14 protein-coding genes are annotated in these 19,590 nt (G+C 67.4%); 13 read left to right on the forward strand and 1 reads right to left on the reverse strand.

Annotated features, from left to right (window positions below; genetic code table 11):
- Positions 1–127 precede the first annotated feature (127 nt).
- From V5F74_RS09050 to V5F74_RS09100, 11 genes are all read left to right on the forward strand, one after another.
- Positions 128–1,531: an efflux transporter outer membrane subunit gene (locus V5F74_RS09050; RefSeq protein WP_394007533.1), complete on the forward strand. Its 1,404-nt coding sequence runs from the start codon at positions 128–130 to the stop codon at positions 1,529–1,531.
- Positions 1,531–2,664 (forward strand): ABC transporter permease, encoded by a 1,134-nt coding sequence (locus V5F74_RS09055; RefSeq protein ID WP_394007535.1) that lies wholly within the window; start codon positions 1,531–1,533, stop codon positions 2,662–2,664. Before V5F74_RS09050 ends, V5F74_RS09055 begins: the two co-directional genes overlap by 1 nt.
- On the forward strand, positions 2,661–3,386 hold the full coding sequence (locus V5F74_RS09060; protein ID WP_394007537.1) for an ABC transporter ATP-binding protein: 726 nt from the start codon (positions 2,661–2,663) through the stop codon (positions 3,384–3,386). Before V5F74_RS09055 ends, V5F74_RS09060 begins: the two co-directional genes overlap by 4 nt.
- On the forward strand, positions 3,383–4,300 hold the full coding sequence (locus V5F74_RS09065; RefSeq protein WP_394007539.1) for an HlyD family secretion protein: 918 nt from the start codon (positions 3,383–3,385) through the stop codon (positions 4,298–4,300). Before V5F74_RS09060 ends, V5F74_RS09065 begins: the two co-directional genes overlap by 4 nt.
- Positions 4,301–4,387: 87 nt before the next feature.
- Entirely contained in the window at positions 4,388–4,705 is a 318-nt protein-coding gene (locus V5F74_RS09070; RefSeq protein ID WP_374254039.1) for an acyl carrier protein, read from the forward strand.
- Positions 4,702–5,919 (forward strand): beta-ketoacyl-[acyl-carrier-protein] synthase family protein, encoded by a 1,218-nt coding sequence (locus V5F74_RS09075; RefSeq protein ID WP_394007541.1) that lies wholly within the window; start codon positions 4,702–4,704, stop codon positions 5,917–5,919. The genes V5F74_RS09070 and V5F74_RS09075 overlap by 4 nt, the downstream gene beginning before the upstream one ends.
- A 17-nt stretch (positions 5,920–5,936) precedes the next feature.
- Positions 5,937–6,647, forward strand: a complete 711-nt coding sequence (locus V5F74_RS09080; protein ID WP_394008882.1) for an MtnX-like HAD-IB family phosphatase — start codon at positions 5,937–5,939, stop codon at positions 6,645–6,647.
- Positions 6,640–8,082, forward strand: coding sequence for an aspartate aminotransferase family protein (locus V5F74_RS09085; RefSeq protein WP_394007543.1), 1,443 nt, complete (start codon positions 6,640–6,642; stop codon positions 8,080–8,082). The genes V5F74_RS09080 and V5F74_RS09085 overlap by 8 nt, the downstream gene beginning before the upstream one ends.
- Before the next feature lie 13 nt (positions 8,083–8,095).
- The gene (locus V5F74_RS09090) at positions 8,096–9,016 is read left to right on the forward strand and encodes an arginase family protein (RefSeq protein ID WP_394007545.1); all 921 of its coding nucleotides are present in this window, start codon (positions 8,096–8,098) and stop codon (positions 9,014–9,016) included.
- A gap of 53 nt (positions 9,017–9,069) precedes the next feature.
- Positions 9,070–9,921: an alpha/beta hydrolase gene (locus V5F74_RS09095; protein ID WP_394007547.1), complete on the forward strand. Its 852-nt coding sequence runs from the start codon at positions 9,070–9,072 to the stop codon at positions 9,919–9,921.
- Positions 9,918–11,105 (forward strand): GNAT family N-acetyltransferase, encoded by a 1,188-nt coding sequence (locus tag V5F74_RS09100; protein ID WP_394007549.1) that lies wholly within the window; start codon positions 9,918–9,920, stop codon positions 11,103–11,105. The genes V5F74_RS09095 and V5F74_RS09100 overlap by 4 nt, the downstream gene beginning before the upstream one ends.
- Positions 11,106–11,262: 157 nt before the next feature.
- Here the strand turns inward: V5F74_RS09100 and V5F74_RS09105 are convergent, their stop codons facing one another.
- The gene (locus V5F74_RS09105) at positions 11,263–12,306 is read right to left on the reverse strand and encodes an AraC family transcriptional regulator (protein ID WP_394007551.1); all 1,044 of its coding nucleotides are present in this window, start codon (positions 12,304–12,306) and stop codon (positions 11,263–11,265) included.
- A 189-nt stretch (positions 12,307–12,495) separates the two neighbouring features.
- Between V5F74_RS09105 and V5F74_RS09110 the strand changes: the two genes are divergently transcribed.
- Both V5F74_RS09110 and V5F74_RS09115 read left to right on the forward strand, forming a co-directional pair.
- Positions 12,496–13,680, forward strand: coding sequence for a LuxR family transcriptional regulator (locus V5F74_RS09110; protein WP_394007553.1), 1,185 nt, complete (start codon positions 12,496–12,498; stop codon positions 13,678–13,680).
- A 226-nt stretch (positions 13,681–13,906) separates the two neighbouring features.
- The gene (locus tag V5F74_RS09115) at positions 13,907–19,585 is read left to right on the forward strand and encodes an autotransporter domain-containing protein (RefSeq protein ID WP_394007555.1); all 5,679 of its coding nucleotides are present in this window, start codon (positions 13,907–13,909) and stop codon (positions 19,583–19,585) included.
- The last annotated feature ends 5 nt before the right edge of the window (positions 19,586–19,590 follow it).

Here is a 19,590-nt window from a genome sequence, read left to right on the forward strand (position 1 = left end):
AGGGCCACTGGACTGCAACACCCGCCAGCATCCTCGCTTCCGGGCATCCTGGCTGGCCGGCCTCACGCCGATGGCGAGGATGCCGACCAGCGCCACATGACGGACGATGCCGCTGCAACCTTCTCCCATGTCTTGCGATGGTCGTGCGCGGGTCAGCCGTCCGTCCGCGGCCCTTGCACTCGCGGGCGTCTGGCTGCTGGCGGGCTGCTCGATGTTGGAGCCCGTCGTCGCCGAGGCGCCGGTGCTGCCCGTGCGCTATGCGCAGGACGCCGCGCCGGGGCCACGGCGGGATATCGATGGCTGGTGGCGCCGCTTCCGCGATCCGGCGCTGGACCGGCTCATCGCCCAGGCGGCTCGCCAGAATCTCTCCATCGCGCAGGCGAAGGCGCGCCTGGCGGCCGGGCGAAGCCTGGCGGGCGCCGCATCCGCCTTGTTCCTTCCGAGCGTGGGCAGCAGCGGGCAGGCGCTGGCCGGCACGTCGGAGGAGCCGTTCGAGGATCCCCTGCGGCAGCCGGTGGTCGCCGGATTCGACGCCAGCTGGGACGTGGGCCTGTTCGGCTTGTCGGAGAGCAGCCAGCAGGCTGCGGCTGCCTCGGCCGCCATCGCCGGCGACGAGCTGGAAGCGGTCCGCATCGCGGTGACCGCGGAGGTCGCCGCGGCCTACATCTCCCTGTGCTCAACGACGCGGCAGCGGGAGCTGTTGGCTGCTCTCCTCGCGACGCAGGAGCGGCGTGCGGGCCTCGCGCGCAGCCGTGAGCGGATCGGCCTTGCGCCGCCGGGTGCGGATACCGACGGTGCCGCCGTCGCGGAGACGCAGGTCGAGCTCGCCCGGCTCGATGCCCGCGCGCGGGCGTTGCGCCATCAGATTGCGACGCTGCTCGGCACCGCGATGCCCGACGACACGCTCGGTGCCTCGGGGCGACAGCCGCTTCCGCCGGACGGTCCGGAGGCCGGGCGGCCGGCCGATCTCCTGCGGGCGCGGCCGGATGTGCGGGCGGCCGAGCAACGGGTGCTGAAGGCCGCCGCCGATGTGGGGATCGCGAAGGCGGATCTCTATCCGAAGCTGCGGCTCGGCGGCACGATCGGCGTCGGCCTGCCGTCTCCCGGTTTGCCGCTGGGCCTCGCCGGCGGGCCGTCCCTCCAGATTCCCCTGTTCGACCATGGCCGGCGGGAAGCCGCGGTCGATGCCCGGCGCGCGCTGCTGGAGGAGGCGCTGGCGGCCTATCGTCAGGCCGTCCTCACCGCCTATCAGGAGGCGGCCGGGGCGCTCGCGAACTGGCGCGCTGCGCGCGCGGCGACGACACGCCTCTCGGCGGTGATCGAGGCGGACCAGCGGCAGGCCCGCCGGCTCGGCGTGCTCTACCGGGAGGGACTTGCGGATGCCGGCGGCCGGGCGGACGCGGACGCCGGCCTGATCCAGGCGCAGCGCCGGCTGGCCGCGGCGCGGGAGGCCGAGGGGCTGGCGACCGTCGCGCTCTACAAGGCGCTGGGTGCGGCCGCGCCGGCTCCGGCGCAGGAGGCGCGAGGCTGATGGCGGTCGCGCTCGCCCGCAAGACGCTGGTTCACGAATGGCGCCGCTTTCTGCCGGCGGTGATGTCGGTGGGCTTTTCCGGCGTCCTCATCATCGTGCAGGGCGCGCTGCTGCTCGGCATCGTCGGCACCAACGCGCTGCCGGTCACGCAGTCACGCGCCGATCTGTGGGTCGGCTTTCCCGGAACGCAGAGCGCCGATCTCGGCCGCAGCATCGATGCCGGCGCCGCCGCCGAGCTGCTGGTCGATCCGCGCATCCTGCGCGTCGAGCCCCTCCTGCTGGGCTCCGGGGACTGGCGCGGCCCGCGCGGCGGCGGCGTCAGCGTCACCCTCATCGGCATCGACACGCGGCCGGACGGGTTGGGGCTCGCCGAGGCGATGCCACGCTCCGGGCGCGCATTGCTGACGGAGCCGGCGACCGTGCTGGTGGACGCGGCGGACCTCGACAAGCTCGGAACCACCATCGGTGGCGCCGCCGAGATCAACGGGCAGCGGGTGCGCGTGGTGGGCACCACGGACGGTATGCGCGCCATGGGCGGCGTCAACGTGGTCGCCTCCCTCGCCACCGTCAGGGCGCTCGACCGGTCGCTCGCGGCGGCCGGCGACGTCACTTACTATCTCGCGGCGCTGCGCTCCCCGGGCGCGTCGCGGGCGGTGAAGGCCCGCTTCTCCCAGCCCGAGACGCGAAAGCGCTTCGAGGTCTGGACGGCGGAGGATCTGGCCGGACGCTCGGTGCGCTACTGGCTGCTGGAATCGGGCGCCGGCGTCGGCTTCATCTTCGCGACCATCGTCGCGCTGCTGGTGGGCACGCTCATCACCAGCCAGACCCTGACGGCCGCCGTCGCGGCCTCGACGCCGCAATACGCCACCCTGCGGGCAATCGGCGTGCCGTTCCCCAAGCTGCGCCGCATCGTGGTGGAGCAGGCGGCGTGGGTCGGCGCCGTCGGCCTGGCGCTGGGCCTCGCCGGCAGCCTGCTCGCGGCGGCGCTGGCCTATCTCAACGGCATCCCCTTCGCGCTCGGCCCCGGCATCATGGCGCTGTCCGGCGGCCTCGTGCTGTCGGTCGCGCTGCTCGCGGGCGTGCTCGCGCTGCGCCGGCTGCGCCATGCCGATCCCGCGGCTCTGCTGCGATGACCGCGGACGTCTCGTTGCGCGCGTGGGGGCTGGAGAAATCCTATGTCGTGCAGTCCATTCGGACCCAGGCCTTGAGCGGCGTCTCCCTCGCGCTCCATCCGGGCGAACTCTCCCTCATCAGCGGTCCCTCGGGCTGCGGCAAGAGCACGCTACTGTCGCTGCTGAGCGGCCTGTCGCGGCCGGATCGCGGCGAGGTGCGCGCGCTCGGAACGGACCTCTGTGCGCTCGACGATGCCGCGCGGGACGCCTTCCGCCTCGTCCATTGCGGTTTCGTCTTTCAGGGCTTCAACCTGTTTCCGGCGCTTGATGCGCTGGAGCAGGTGCAACTCGTGCTCGACTATTGCGGCATCCCGCATGACGTGGGCCGGCGGGCGGCCGCCCGGGTTCTCGACATGGTGGGGCTCGGCCAGAGGCAGCATCTGCGCCCGGCCGAGCTGTCGGGCGGCGAGAAGCAGCGGGTGGCGATCGCGCGGGCCATCGTCAAGCGCCCACGCCTGCTGTTCGCCGACGAGCCCACCAGCGCCCTCGACAGCGTGAACGGGGCCATCGTCACCGACCTCTTGCGCGAGATCGCCCACCGCAGCGGCACCATCGTCGTCTGCGTCTCGCACGATCCGCGCCTGATCGCCCGCGCCGACCGCGTCATCGAGATGGAGGACGGCCGGCTCTGTCGCGACAGTCGCGGCGCTTCGAGATCCGGCGCCACGGAGACCTGTCCATGAAGCTCATGCGTTTTGTCACCATCGCCCCGGTGGTGCTGGCGCTCGCCGTCTGCATCACCGCCGGCATCGTGATGGTGACCAACAGCAGCCGGGTGGATGCCGAGCCGCAGCCGGATGGCGCGCCGGTGATCGCCGCGGCGCGCGGGCGCGTGGAGGTGGAGGGCGGCCTCTCGCGCATCGTGGCCACGCGGGACGGCGAGGTTCAGGAGGTGCTGGTGGCCGAGGGCCAGCGCGTGGAGGCCGGCACGGTTCTGGCGCGGCTCGCGGCGCGCGAGGCCACCTTCGCCCTCGCCGCCGCCGAGGCCGCGCTCGATGAGGCGAAGGCCCGGCAGGCGGCGCTGGAGCGGCGACGCGCCATGCAGCAGCGCGGCCTCGACCGCACCCGCCGCGCGGCGAAGGAGCAGGCGGTTTCCGCGCAGGCTCTCGACGAGGCCGAGGCGGCGATGGCCGCGCTGACCGGCGAGTTGAAGGGCGCCGAGGCCGCATCCGCGCTCGCGCTCGCCCGCCGCGAAAGCGCCCTCTATGAGCGAGAGCGCCGCGAGGTGCGCGCCCCGCTCGCCGGGCGTGTTGGGCGCCGCTCGGTGAAACCGGGTGACATCGTGTCCGCCAGCGCGGCGACGGAGATGTTCGTCGTCATCCCCGATGCGCCGCTGATCGTGCGGGCGGAGATCCAGGAGAATTTCGTGCGGCTGGTGAAGCCGGGCATGACTGCCGAGATCGTCGCGGAGAGCGACGAGCGCACGAGCGCCCCCGGCCATGTTCTGAGGGTCGGCGCCTTCCTCGACAACCGCCGCGGGGGCGAGGGGCCGACCGAGCGCGCCGACGTGCGCGTGGCGGACGGTATCCTCGAAATCGACCGGCCGGATCTCTTCCTCATCGGTCAGCGCGTCTATGTACGCTTTCACAATCCGTGAAGATGAAGCGCAGCAATCGCACGTAATGCCCGCGTAATCCGCCGGCCGCATCGATCTCCTCAGAAGCAATCGGATCGGAGATCCCCTTTGTCAGCCAATCTGCCCGACGACGACCGGCCCACCGAGATTTGGCCCTCTTCCGTCGAGCCCGAGCTCGCCGCTCTCCTGGTGGACCTGATCGCCCGGGAAGGCATGCTGGACCGCGCCGCGATGAAGCCCGGCGCCACCCTCGACGAGCTGGATTTCGACTCGCTCGAGGCTGTCCTGGTGATCAACGGCGTCGAGCAGGCCTTCGACATCGAGATCGGAAGCGAGGTGCGCTGGGGCGAGGTGCGCAATCTCGGCGAACTCGTGGTTCTGCTCGCGGACACCGTCAAGCGCGCGACGCCAGCGCTGCAGTCATGAGCAGCGTCGCGATCACCGGTTTCGGCGTCGTCTCCGCTGCAGGAGCCGACCGGCGCGCCTTCGCCCGTGCGCTGTTCGAGGGGCGCAGCGCCATCGGCCCCGTCGTGCTGCCGCGCGCCTTCGGGCGCCGCGCGTTCCGGGCGGCGCAGATCGGCGATCTCCCCGTCAGCGTGGCACAGACGGCTGGCGACCGGCGCGCGTATGACCGCTTCAGCGTGCTGGCCTTGCTGGCGGCGGAGGAAGCGGTTGCTGCGGCTGGCCTGGGTGCGGAAGATCTGGCTGGCGATCGCACTTCGGTGCTGGTTGGAACCGGCATCGGTGGTGCCACCTCCATCGACGACAGCCACCACGGGCTCTATGTGGAGCAGCGCCGGCCCGATCCCCTCACCATTCCCCGGCTTATGGCCCATGCGGCCCCCGCGCTGCTGAGTCGCCGGTGGGGCTGCCGCGGCACCGTCCTCGCCATATCGAGCGCTTGCGCCTCAGGCGCGCAGGCTATCGGGCTCGGCATGAGCTTCATCAGGGCGGGCCTTGCCGATCGCGTGCTCGCGGGGGGAACCGAGGCCTCGCTCACGCCGTCGGCCCTTGAGAGCTGGCAGGCCATGCGCGTGCTGACTTCGACCCGCTGCCGGCCCTTCTGCGCGGACCGCGACGGCATGGTGCTGGGCGAGGGCGCGGCGGTGTTCGTGCTGGAGAGCGATGAAGCGGCGGCGCGGCGTGGCGCGCCGGTCCTCGCCCGCCTGCGTGGCTATGGCACGACCTCCGACGCGGGTGATCTGGTGCGCCCCGATGCCGGCGGCGCGGCGGCGGCCATCCGCGCAGCGCTCGCAGATGCCGGCCTCGCTCCGCACGACATCAGCCATGTGAACGCCCATGGCACCGGCACGCGGCTGAATGACGCCGCCGAGGCCGAAGCCCTTCAGGCGGTCCTGGGCGCCGATGCGGCGCGCATTCCGCTCTCGGCGACCAAGCCGGTCCACGGCCATACGCTGGGGGCCTCGGGTGCCCTGGAGCTTGCCGCGACGATCCTCGCCCTCCAGTCCCGCACCGCGCCGGGCACCCTCGGCTTCGAGGCAGCGCAGGCCGAATATCCGCTGGCCATCAGCGATCAGAACCAGCCCATCGCCGGTGCGATCGGCCTCAGCAACAGCTTCGCGTTCGGCGGCGTCAATGCCGCGCTGATCGTCGAGGCGCTCCCGGACGCGCCCCTGTGAGGTCCGCCTTGCCCCCTGTGCCATCCTCGCCGCAATCCCTCTGGCAGGCCATCGTCGATTTCGACGGCACGATCTCCCGGGAGGACACCACCGACCGCGTCCTGGAACGCTTCGCTGCGCCGGGCTGGGAGGCGATCGAGGCCGAATGGCACGCCGGCCTCATCGGCTCGCGCGCCTGCATGACCCGACAGGTCGATCTGCTGCGCGTCTCGCCCGACGCGCTCGACACCTTCGCCGCCACGCTGGAGATCGATCCCGGCTTCCCGGAGTTCGTCCGCCTCTGCGGGCGCCACGCCATTCCGCTCACTATCGTGTCCGACGGGCTCGACAGGACGATCCGCACGGTCATGGCGCGCGCCGGCCTTGGTCCCATCCCGGTGGTCGCCAACGAACTCAGGTGGATGGGCGGCGACCGCTGGCGGCTGCTGTCGCCGCATGCGGCGCCGGGCGGAGCCTGCGGCAGCGGCACCTGCAAGTGCCGTGTCGCCGCGCAGCTGGCGCGGCCGCTGAATTTGCTCGTCGGCGACGGGCGATCGGACTTCTGCGTGGTGGGCGAGGCAGACCTCGTGTTCGCCAAGGCCAGCCTCGTCGCCCACTGCGTGCAGGCCGGCATCCCCCATCACCCCATCGCGGATTTCACCGACGCCAGCGCGCGTCTGGAAGCGGTTCTCGCCGGCGCGCCGCTGCCGGCCGCCCCCCGTCAATTCGAGGACAAGATCAATGGATAACGCCGTTCTCCAGCACGACCGCTCGACCGCCGCCAGCGGGGCGACGCGCGCCGGCCTCGCCGCCGAGGAGGCGCGCTTGCTGGCCCTTGAGGCCGAGTATTGCTCCCATGGCGATACGGTGCACTACACGCAGTTTCCGAAGATCTTCTCGGGCTGCGAAGGGTCTTTCATGCTGGATGCGGCCGGAAACCGCTTCCTTGACCTGCAGATGTGGTACTCGGCCGTCAACTTCGGCTACGCCAACCCGCGCCTCAACGCCGCGCTGAAGCGTCAGATCGATACCCTGCCACAGGTGGCGAGCCAGTATCTCCACCGCGAAAAGATCGAGCTCGCGGCCATGATCGGGAAGGATGCCGAGGCCAAGTTCGGGGCCAAGGGGAGGGTGCATTTCAATGTGGGCGGCGCCCAGGCGGTGGAGGATTCCCTCAAGATCGTGCGCAACGCCAGCAACGGAAAGAGCCTGATGTTTGCCTTCGAGGGGGGATACCACGGCCGCACCCTCGGCGCGTCCGCCATCACCTCGTCCTACCGCTATCGCCGCCGTTTCGGCCATTTCGGCGAGCGCGCGCAATTCATCCCTTTTCCCTACCATTTCCGCGGGCCGAAGGGCATGAGCAAGGAGGAGTATGGGGAACAGTGCGTCGCCCAGTTCGCCCGTCTGTTCGAGAGCGAGTATAACGGCGTCTGGGACCCCAAGCTCGGCCAGGCCGAATACGCGGCCTTCTATGTGGAACCCTTGCAGGGCACCGGCGGATACGTCATTCCCCCGCGCAATTTCTTCACGGGGCTGAAGAAAGTACTCGACGACCACGGCATCCTGCTGGTCGTCGATGAGATCCAGATGGGCTTCTACCGGACCGGAAAGCTCTGGTCGATCGAGCATTTCGGCGTGCAGCCGGACGTGATCGTCTTCGGCAAGGCGGTCACCAACGGCCTCAATCCCCTGTCTGGCGTCTGGGCGAAGGAAGAGCTCATCAATCCCACTGTCTTCCCGGCCGGCTCCACCCATTCGACCTTCAACGCCAACCCGCTCGGCACCGCCGTCGCGCTGGAGGCGATGAAGATGATGGCCGAGGAAGACTACGAGCCCATGGTCATGGCCAAGGGCGCCTACTTCCTGGAGGGGCTCAGGGACTTGCAGCGCCGCCACAGGATCGTCGGCGACGTGGACGGCCTTGGCATGGCGCTGCGCATGGAGATCTGCGAGGCGCACGACAGCTATACGCCGGCCAAGCGCCTCGTGGATCTTATGTGCGACGAGGGCATGAAGGCCGATCTTGAGGTCGCCGGCCGCCGCTACGGGCTCGTGCTCGACATCGGCGGCTACCACAAGAACGTCATCACCCTCGCGCCGGCGCTGACCATGAGCTACGCTGAGATCGATCTCGCCATCGCGCTGCTCGACCAGTTGATCGCCCGTGTCGCGGCGGCTTGAGCGGCGCGCGAACATGGCGCGATTTCGTGTGATCGATCTGGACGGCAGCCTGCCGGTCCAGGAGCCGCTGCGCCGGCGCATGGATGCGGGAACGGCCACCCGCATCGATGCCGTCGACCTCGCCGGCCGCCTGCGCATCGTCGCGAGCCGCGGGGCGCTGCGCCGCCTCGCCGCGCGGCTGCCGCCGGCGGAGGACGGCGCGGGCGCGACTGTCACCTTCTACGGCTCGGGCGATTTCCACCACCTCACGGCCGGATTGGTGGCGGCGCTGGACGAGCCCGTCACCATTGTCCATTTCGACAATCATCCCGACTGGGTGCGGTTTCCCGCCACGCACAATTGCGGCGCCTGGGTCAATCGCGCGCTCAGCCTGCGGCATGTGTACAAGGTGGTCACGATCGGCCCATGCAGCGGTGATCTGGTGCGGCCGGAATTGCAGCTCGCGAACCTCGGGGCGGTGCGCGACGGGCGCATCGCGCTCTATCCCTGGCGGCATCCCCCGTCGCGCGTCTGGGGCCGCTACGGCCACACGCGTTGCTACCGGCAGGAGGGCGACCATCTGCACTGGCGCAATCTCGCCGAGGAAAGCTGGACGGATTTCCTCGACGAGCTCGTCGAGGAGATTCCAACCCGCGCCATATGGATTACCATCGACAAGGACGTGCTCGCGCGCGGCGACGCGCTGACCAATTGGGACCAAGGCGCCTTGCCGCTCGGCCATCTGCTCGCCGCGGTCGAGCATCTTGCCGGCACGCGCCACATCGCCGGCGTGGATGTCTGCGGCGACTGGTCGGAGCCGCGCTTCAAAGACCCGTTCCGCGCCGCCCTGGCGAGGTTCGACCATCCGCTGCCCCTTCGCCCCAGCGCAGACGATCTCGCCGTCAATGCGCGCGTGAATGCCGAACTCATCGATCTCTTCGACCGGGTGTTGTGATGATTTCTGGAAACGCGCGCCCGTCGCGGGAAGAGGACGGCCCTGCACCCCGGGTGGCCGCAGCCGACCACGGCATAAGGCTGGCCGGCGGGCGAACCGGCTTCCTCCTGCTCCACGGCCTCGGCGGCACGCCGGTCGAGCTGAAACTCATCGCGCGGGCGCTCAACGCCGCCGGTCACACGGTCCATTGTCCGCAGCTCGTCGGTCATTGCGGCAGCGAGGGCGACCTGCTCGCCACCGGCTGGCGCGACTGGGCGCGAAGCGCCCTCGACGCCCTGGCGCGCCTCCATGCCGAGTGCGATCAGGTGATCGTCGGCGGCCTTTCGATGGGCGCTGTGCTGGCCATCCATGTCGCCGCCGAGCGACCGGCCCAGGTGGATGGCCTCGCGCTCTACGCGCCGACCCTGCGTTACGACGGCTGGTCGATCCCGCGCTACGCCTTCCTGCTGAAGTGGCTGATCAACACGCCGCTCGGTCGCCGCTACCGCTTTCCCGAGCGCGAGCCCTACGGCATCAAGCACAGGCGCACTCGCCAAACGATCATGGAGGCGATGGCCTCCGGCGACACCGCAATGGCCGGGCTGGAGGGCACGCCCGCGCGGGCGCTCCAGCAGCTCTGGCGGCTTGTCGCGGTGACGCGCGCGCGGATGCCCGCCGTGACCTGCCCGGCGCTGCTCGTCCATGCGCGCGAGGACGATATCGCCGGGCTTTCCAACGTCTTCGAGATCCAGCATCGCCTCGGCGGGCTCGTCGACGCGGTGATCCTCGACGATTGCTATCACCTCGTCACCATCGACCAGCAGCGCGGCATCGTCGTGGACCGCACGCTCGCGCTCGCGAACCGCCTCGCGACCGCGGGCGGGAGAACGCGGCCCGGCCGTGCGCGCGTGGCCGCGGCGCAATGACGAGGTTCGCGGCGCGCGTCGTCGAAAGCATCGCCGAGATCGCGGCGGCGGACTGGGACGCCTGCCTGCCGGGGGAGGCGGAAGATCACGCCTATTTCAGCGCCTGCGACAGCGCGGCGGTCGCCTCCGGTGTCGGCCTGCGCTGTAGGGCCGTGATCGTCACGGATTGTGTCGGCGTCGCTGCCGTGGCGCCGGTCTTTCCCTTCGCCTACAGGCTGGACACGCCGTTGCAGGGGCGTGTGCGGCGGTGGGCGGAGGCTGCCTTCCGGGTGGTTCCCGGTCTTGCGGCGATCCGGGTGCTTTGCGTTGGCTCGCCCTATGCGGAGCGCTGCCACCTCGGCTTCGCCGCTCGCCTAGATGCGGCAGCCCGCGCCGGGGCGATGGCGGTCCTGCTGACCGCGCTGGAGACGGAGGCGCGGGCGCGGGGCGCGCATCTCGTCGCGTTCAAGGATCTTGCGCCTCGGGAGGATGAGGAGCTGGCACCGATGCTTCGACGTGCCGGCTTCGCCAGTCTCGGCAGCCTTCCGGTCGCCACGCTAGACCTGCCTTTCGTGGATGCGGACGGCTATCTCGCCTCGCTCTCCGGCGCGACGCGCAAGGACATCCGCCGCAAGCTTGCGAAGGCCGGGTCGGTGCGCATCGAGCATCGTATCGGCATCGCCGGGCTGGAGGACGAAATCGAAACCCTCTACGAGGCGACGCGCACGCGCAGCGGCCTCGATTACGGCGAACTCGAAGTGCTGCCGCCGGGCTATTTCGCAGCCGTCGCCGAGGCGCTCGGAGAGCGGGCCGTCTTTGCCCTCTACTGGGTGGGAGACACGCTTGCGGCCTTTAACCTGCTACTCGTCGAATCCGACCGCGTGATCGACAAATTCCTGGGCATGCGCTACCCGCTGGCGCGCAACCACAACCTCTATGCGGTCAGCTGGATGGCGAATGTGCGGTTCTGCCTGGAGCGGGCCGTAAGCGAGCTGCAGACCGGGCAGACCGCCTACGCCTCGAAGCTGCGCTTCGGCAGCCGTCTGGTCCCTTCAACCATTCGCTTCCGCCATCACAATCGCCTTGTGCAATGTCTGCTCGCAGGCCTGGGCCCCTGGTTGTCCTTCGATCACCTGGATCCCCAGCTTGCCTCCTCGCGAACCGCTTCGTCGCCTGATCAGATGGATCGGGAGCGAGCGGATTGACGTGCTCCCCCATTTCTAGGCCAATCTGAGCTGCAATTTTCCACTTATGATCCCCGGCGCGGCGCCGGGTCTGGTCCCCGACTTTTTCACGCGCACGTCCACCCTTCATTGCTGGTCAACGTGCCGGCCGGGTTGAACGAGTGGGGGGCAGGCGGCTTCAGCGCGCGGCGCCGGGACTGCATCCGAAGCGCTTCTTGAAGCTTCGGTTGAAGTAGGAGATGTCGCCGAATCCGACCTCCATGGCGATGTCGCCGATCTTCTTGTCCTGATGGCGCGGATCGGTCAGCATCGCCTTCGCATCTTGCAGGCGCAGTTCCAGAATGCGTTCCGAGAAACTCGCCCCTGTCGCGGCGAGCAGGTCCCGAACGTAGCGACCGGAAAGTCCGAGTTGCAAACCAACCAGCGACGCAGAGAGTGCCGGGTTGCGGTAGTTGCTCTTGATCTGCTTCAGCACCGCTTGCAGCCGACCGGCGCGTAGACCCCGCGTCCCGGCCAGCTCGGCTTCGGAGCCCTTGGCCCCGGTCGCGAGGCCGAGGAGATCCACGACGGTCTCGCTGATGTGGTCGAAGAGGACCGACTCCTCCGGCAACTCCATCGCTTCGAGCATCGACAGATAGTTGCGCAGCAGCGTCAGTGCCTCGCTCTCCGCCGGGATGAGCGCGCCTTGCCGCCCCTCCATGCCGGGAAACTTGTCGTCGACGATCTTTCGCGGCAGCGCGAGGTTCGCCCAGGTGTTGCGGTCGCTGCCCACGAACGCCTGCGCCTTCGTTGCATGGAGGATCGCGCTGCCCGTGGGCATCGTGATATCGCTCTTGCCCGGATTGCTGGCGATCAGCGTGGGCCCGAGATTGATTGTGAACAGATACACCTCTGTGCGCGCGGCCCGAATATGATGCAGCATGCGCGCCGCCCGGTTGATCGTGGCCGACATCTTCGCAAATCCCAGCCGCCCGATGCTGTTCGCCTTCAGGCCGGCCTCGAAAGGCAGGTCGGATATGCCGACCTCGACCGACGCGACACGGGAATAGGAGATGTCGCGCCACAGGCGAAAGCGTTCTTGATGGATGAGATGTTCAGGCAGGCTCGCGGATGTGAATGTCTTCGCCTGCACCGCGCCCCCCTCACAACGGCTTGTCCCGCGCTTCCTGGCAACCGCTGCACCGTTCGGCGTGATCATCCGGCCGGTGACGGCGGCATCCACCGGGCTCGAAGCCCGCGCCCAAGCCTATAATCTTGCGCACCTGTCCATGTCGTCACCGCAAAGTATGACGCACGGGGAATTGGCGCCTGATCGCCTTTTGTTTTCCTTTTCCGAAGACAGGGCGCGGGTGCTGCGCTATAGGGCGACAAGAACACCCCTTTGACTCTGCATGTTATGATGGAGTGCAGCGTGACAAGGCGTAATTCTGAGAAACTCTCATCTATTATTGGCGACATCTACGACTGCGTTTTGAACCCCGAGGGTTGGGTCAGCGTATTGAACCGAATAACTCAGGCGACCGACGCGGCCTACACAACCATTGCGCTCGCCAGCACACAGGATAGTCATGGCCGTTTCGCCGCCCATTCCGCCTGGGCGGCCGACCAGATGCGTGTGCTTCAGGTCGAATACGGCTTCGACGACATTCCTGGCCTGAAACCCGCCCTCGTCGGCGATATCGACACACCGCTGACGACGCTGTCCTGCCTCAGCGAACCCGAGCTGCGCGCCACCAAATTCTATCGCGAATGGGCCGGGCCGCAGGGCCTGCGCGAAGGCTGCATGGTCAAGTTCGTCCACACCTCCGATCGCATCGGCCTTCTCGGCACCTCCATCTATGCCGACCGTGACGTGATCTCCGGCGAGGAGCAGCATTTCCTGACATTGCTTTCGCCGCACCTGCGCCGGGCTGCATTGATCGGCGACTTGCTCGACCAGGCGCGCGTCATGGCGCATTTCTATCGCGAGACCTTGGGTGCGCTCACGACACCCATTCTCTTCACGGACGCCGAGGCGCGCATCCTATACGCCAACGCCAGCGCCGAGCGGATGCTGACGGCCGAGGCGCCCATCCTGTCGCGCGGCAGCGTGTTGCAACCGACGAACCCCGCCATGGCTGACGCCTTGCTGACCGCCATCGCCGCGGCGTCCAACGCCGATGTCACGCTCGGCGCCCGCGGAATCGGGCTGCCAATCTCGGCGGCCGGGGAAGCACCCGCCGTCGCCTATGTCCTGCCGCTCACCGCCGGCACGGCGCGCGCCGCCTTCCGACCGGCGCGGGCGGCCGTCTTCATCTCGACCACGATCTCGGCGACACCGATCCCGGAGGCGGTGCTGACAACCCTCTTCGACCTGACGCCCGCCGAGGCGCGCGTTCTTCTCAAGATCGGCAGCGGCGCAGGCGCGGCGGCGACGGCCCTGTCGCTCGGGATCGGCGAGAACACCCTGAAAACCCATCTCAACCGCATCTACGCCAAGACGAACACCAACCGTCAGCCCGATCTCGTCAAGCTCATCGCCGATATCGGTGCTCCACTGGCTGTCGCCGGCATCGACGCGCCCGCCCGTCTGCGGGAAGACGGCGCGGTCGACTAACCCCGCCGAACTACCGATCCGAGGCCCCGTCGTGATCGCGCGCAGCGACTCGGCGGGGCCTTGTTCGTTCCGACGGGCTGCTTTGAGCGCCACACCGCGAAGAAAAATCAATAGCGCGTGTCACCGTCCAAAAAGCGCGTGGCGCTGTCCAAGATTTCCCGGAAGCCCGGTGCGATAGCTGGATCAATCGCTATCCAATTGCTTGGTCCGCCGGGAGTTTTCAGGAATGCGCAGGAAAAATACGGGCCGCAGGGCCGCCACGCTCAAGATTCTTGCGCTGACGTCGACTGCACTTGTCGGCCTCGCGCTGCCTCTCTCCGCGCAGGCGCAGGAATGGACGGGGGCGACGAACGGGAGCTGGTTCAATGCTGGCAACTGGAACCCCGGTCATGTCCCGACGGCCGCCGATGATGTGACGATCGAGGCCGGTCCTGGCTCTATACCCAATATCTCAGGACCTCTTCAGAATGGAGTAGCGAACAAAATCGCGGTCGGCGACACCAACACAGACGGTTCGACTGCCACTCTCAACATTGAAGATGGCGGAACGCTGGCCAGCGCTTCGGGCGTGATCGGCAACCTCGCCGGCTCGAAAGGCCTCGTCGATGTCGGCAGCTCCATCGTGAGCAGCGCCGGTAGTTCCGCTTTGTGGAATGTGAGCGGGGCGCTCATCATCGGCAATGCCGGTGAGGGAACCTTGGCAATCAACAAAGGCGAGGTCAAGAACACCGACGGCACCATCGGCGCGCTGGCCGGCGGCGTCGGCTTCGTCGGCGTCAGCGGCCCGACCGCGACATGGACCAATACGGGAACCCTGACGGTCGGCGACCATGGCACGGGCACGCTGAACGTCTTCAATGGTGGGAAGGTCACGAATGGGCCTGGCGAAATCGGATACGCTATCGGGTCTGTCGGCACTGTAACAATCAATGGTGCCGGTTCCACCTGGACGAACGGATCGTCTCTTCAAATCGGTGATAGCGGCACAGGTCAACTTACCATCCAGAACGGTGGCAAGGTGATCAATACTGGTTGGAGCTACGTCGGTGTTGCGAACGGTGCCAGCGGGATCGTGCTTGTCGATGGTACAAATTCGATTTGGGACAACAGTCTAGGAATGACTGTCGGCCTCAACGGAACGGCTTCACTGACTGTCAAAAACGGCGGCAAGGTCACATCGACCGGCGACAGATACCTTGGCTACACAGCCGGTGCGAGCGGCGTCGCGACATTGGACGGCGCGGGCTCGACTTGGACAGGCACAGGGGATCTCCTCGTCGGAAATGCGGGCTCGGGCAAACTTACGATTTCAAATGGCGCCGGGGTGACCAGCGGCCTTGGTGAAATCGGTGTCGCTTCCGGCTCAAGCGGCGATGTGACGGTGGTTGGTACCGGCTCCACGTGGACCAACAACTCTGCTCTTCGGGTGGGTGATAGCGGAACTGGTAAACTTGCCATTCAAAATGGTGGCAAGGTCGGTAATGGCGGTTGGGCCTATGTTGGCGCTGTCGCGGGAGCCAGCGGGACTGTACTCGTCGACGGCGCAAATTCGACTTGGGACAACAGCCAAGGCCTGACTATCGGCCTCGCAGGCACGGCGTCGCTGACCATCTCGAGCGGCGGTCTCGTCAAAAACACCGACGGTTTCATCGGAGCTGTTGCCGGTTCAACCGGCATGGTCACGGTCGATGGCGCGGGCTCGAAATGGACCAACAGCGGCGATCTCACTGTCGGCGATGCAGGTACCGGCACGTTGGACGTCACCCATGGCGGGGCAGTCGGCAGTCTTGGCGGAACCATCGGCGACGCCACAGGCTCGACCGGCACTGTGAACGTGAATGGGGCCGCTTCCAAATGGGATACCAACAGCGGCGACCTGAGGGTGGGCAACAGCGGCATCGGCATGCTGAATATCGCGAACGGTGGGCAAGTCATCAGTGGCATGTCCAGCATCGGATGGAATGCGGCATCCCAGAGCAGCGCACTGGTCGATGGAGCAGGTTCGGTCTGGGACACGGCAAGCCTTACCGTCGGACAGAGCGGCATCGGCCTGCTCAACATAGGAAACGGCGGCAGGGTGAGCAGCCTCTCCGGCACGGTTGGCGCCCTTTCCGGCTCTAAAGGCGCCGTGGCTGTCTCGGATGCGGGCTCGATCTGGCATGTCACCAACGATCTGATCGTCGGCGACTACGGTCAGGGCACGCTCAGGATCGACGATGGCGCCAAGATTTCCGTGGGTGGCGAACTGGTTCTGGCCAATCATGCGGGCGCGACGGGCGGCTTGACCATCGGCGGCGCTGTGCCGGGGATTCTCGACGCGACGGCGGTCCGTTTCGGTGCGGGTACCGGCCGGATCACCTTCGACCATACGAGCGCGAACTATGACTTCAGTGCAGCGATTTCCGGCCTCGGCACGATCAATCAAGTGTCAGGCGTCACGCATCTAACGGCGGATTCCACTGGCTTCACCGGCGCGACCCATATCAAGGGCGGCACATTGCTGGTCGACGGCAAGATCGGCAGCGGCGCGGTCGATGTCCAGTCAGGCGGCACGCTCGGCGGCAAGGGCTCGATCGGCGGCACCGTAACCGTCGCTTCGGGTGGTATCCTCAGCGGCGTCCAGGGCCAGACCTTGACCATGCAGAACCTCAATCTCGACGGCGGCGCGAACGTCAATGTGACGCTCAGCTCCCCCGGCGGCGCGGCGCTGTTCAACGTCGCCAACGACCTGACGCTCGACGGCACGCTCAACATCACCTCTGGCGGCGCGTTCGGCCCCGGCGTCTATAGTCTGATCACCTATGGCGGGACGCTGACCGATAATGGCCTCGATATAGGGACGACCCCGGCGGGATCGACCGCAGGCGATTTCGGGGTGCAGACCTCCGTCGCAGGCCAGGTCAACCTCGTCAGCACCGCCTTGCCGAACCTGTCGTTCTGGGACGGCGACGCTCCGGGCAACGCCAACAACAATATCGTCGACGGAGGGTCGGGCACATGGACCGCGACCTCCACCAACTGGACCGACATGAACGGTTCGATCAACGGTGTGATGCACCCGCAGCCGGGCTTTGCGATCTTCCAGGGCGCGGCGGGTACGGTGACGATCGACGCCAGCGCCGGGCCGATCTCGGTCACCGGAATGCAGTTCGCCACCAACGGCTATCTGCTCACCGGCGATCCGATCACGCTCGCCGATCCCAACTCCATCATTCGTGTCGGCGACGGCTCGGCGGCCGGAGCGAACTACAAGGCGACCATCGGCTCGGAGCTGACCGGAACGGGTGGCCTCAACAAGACTGACCTCGGTACTCTGATCCTGACCGCCGACAACACTTATACCGGTGGCACGACGATCGCCAACGGCACGCTCCAGCTCGGCAACGGCGGGACCAGTGGTTCGGTCGTCGGCAATATCGTCAATGATGGACTGCTGATCTTCAACCGTTCCGACGCATCAACGTTCAGCGGAGCGATCTCCGGCAATGGCTCGATCCTGAAGGAAGGCGCCGGCACGATCGATCTGACCGGCAACTCCGGCACGTTCATCGGCGTCGTGCAGGTCGATGGCGGCACACTCGGCATCAAGGCTGGCGGCGTCCTGAATTCAAGCGGCCTCTTCGCGGGCGGGCTCGCCGGGTCAACCGGGGCTTTCGTCGTCGACGGCGCGGGCTCGGTGTTGAACAGCTCCTCCTTACTTGCGCTCGGGGGCGACGGAACCGGGGCGCTGACAGTCACGAACGGGGGCAAGGTCAGCGATTCCTTCGGCGTTCTGGGCGTAAACGCCGGCTCGACCGGCACAGTAACGGTCACGGGTGCAGGTTCGACCTGGACCAACGGAACGGGCTTGCTCGTGGGCGTCGATGGTGCCGGCGCACTGAACATCGTGAACGGCGGCAGCGTCAGCAGCGCCTTCGCGGCTGTCGGCAATGGCTCCGGGGCGCAAGGTACGGTCATCGTCGATGGCACCGGGTCCAGCTGGACGAACAGTGGAAACCTGTTCGTCGGTCTGGACGGAACAGGCACGCTGTCGATTGCGAATGGCGCCACGGTCAACGCCGGCGGCGCCGTAGTCCTCGCCGGACAGGCCGGTTCGACCGGTACGCTCAATATCGGCGGTGCGGCAGGCTCGTCCGCAAAGACGGCGGGCACGCTCAATGCCGGGACGCTCGAATTCGGCCAAGGAACCGGAACGCTCAACTTCAATCACACCGACACCAACTACACCTTCGCCTCGAACATGCTGGGTTCCGGCACGATCAACCAGTTCTCTGGTTCTACAAACCTGACGGGAGACTCCAGTGGCTTCACAGGCGCGGTGAACGTCACGGGCGGCCGTCTGGCGGTGAACGGCCTGCTCGGCGGCGGGCAGGTCACGGTGTCCAACGGTGGTACACTTGGCGGCAATGGCATGATCGGCAGCCTCGCGGCAAATGCAGGATCGATCATCGCACCCGGCAACTCCATCGGCACGCTGAACATCGCCGGCAACATCGCGTTCAATGCCGGTTCGATCTACGAGGTCGAAATCAATGCTGCTGGCCAATCGGACAAGATCGTTGCGGGTGGCACCGCAACCATCGACGGCGGCGGAGTCAAGGTGCTGGCCGGTTCGGGCAACTATGCCCCGGCCACGACCTACACGATCCTCACTGCAACGGGTGGCCGCACCGGCACCTTTACCGATGGCGTGACCTCAAATCTCGCCTTCCTCGACCCGTCGCTCAGCTATGACGCGAGCAACGTCTATCTCACGATGACCCGCAACAACATCAACTTTGCGGGCGTGGGCATTACGCCGAACCAGATCGCGACTGGCGGTGGCGTCGAAAGCCTCGGCTTTGGCAACACGATCTACAATGCTGTGCTGAACCTCTCGGCTTCTCAAGCGCAATATGCCTTCGACCAACTTTCGGGCGAGATTCATGCTTCCGCCAATACGGTATTGATCGAAGACAGCCGCTTCCTGCGCAGCGCGGTCAACGACCGCCTGCGGGCGGCCTTCGGCGGCGTCGGCGCGTCGGGCGGCAACACCGTCACCTATGACGACGGCAAGCCGCGCGCGGTCGATCCCACCACGGACGGCGGCGCCGTCTGGGGTCAGGCGTTCGGCTCCTGGGGCCATTGGAACAGCGACGGCAACGCCGCGAAGCTCGATCGCTCGATCGGCGGCTTCTTCATGGGCGCGGACGCTTCGGTCTTCGACACCTGGCGCTTCGGCGCGGTCGCCGGCTACAGCCGCTCCAGCTTCGACGCGGAGGATCGCCATTCGTCGGGTAGCAGCGACAATTACAGCGTCGGTCTCTATGGCGGCACGCAATGGGGCGATCTCGCCTTCCGCACCGGCGCGGCCTACACGATCTCCGACATTGCCATCAAGCGCAGCGTGAACTTCACCGGCTTCGCCAACAACCTGTCTGGCGATTACAGTGCCGGCACGGCGCAAATCTTCGGTGAACTCGGCAACAAGATGCAAGCCGGCAGTGTTGCGCTCGAGCCGTTCGCGAACCTCGCCTATGTTAACCTGCGCACCGACGGCTTCACCGAAACGGGCGGCGTCGCCGCACTCACCAGCCCGTCGACCGTCACCGATACGACCTTCACCACGATCGGCCTGCGCGCCGCGACCAGCTTCGGCCTGAACGACATGGTCGTGACGGCGAAGGGTATGGTCGGCTGGCGGCACGCTTTCGGCGACATCACCCCGACCTCGGTCATGTCCTTCGCCGGCAGCGCGCCCTTCAGCATCGCAGGCGTGCCGATCGCCGAGAACGCCGCGGTGGTCGATCTCGGCCTCGACATGCGCCTCAGCACCAACACGACGCTGGGCATCTCCTACGGCGGTCAGTTCGGATCGGGCGTCACCGACCAGACGTTGCACGCCGACTTCTCGGTCACGTTCTGAGGTCT

It is taken from the genome of Xanthobacter aminoxidans (assembly GCF_043193615.1).
Taxonomy (GTDB): Bacteria; Pseudomonadota; Alphaproteobacteria; order Rhizobiales; family Xanthobacteraceae; genus Xanthobacter; species Xanthobacter aminoxidans.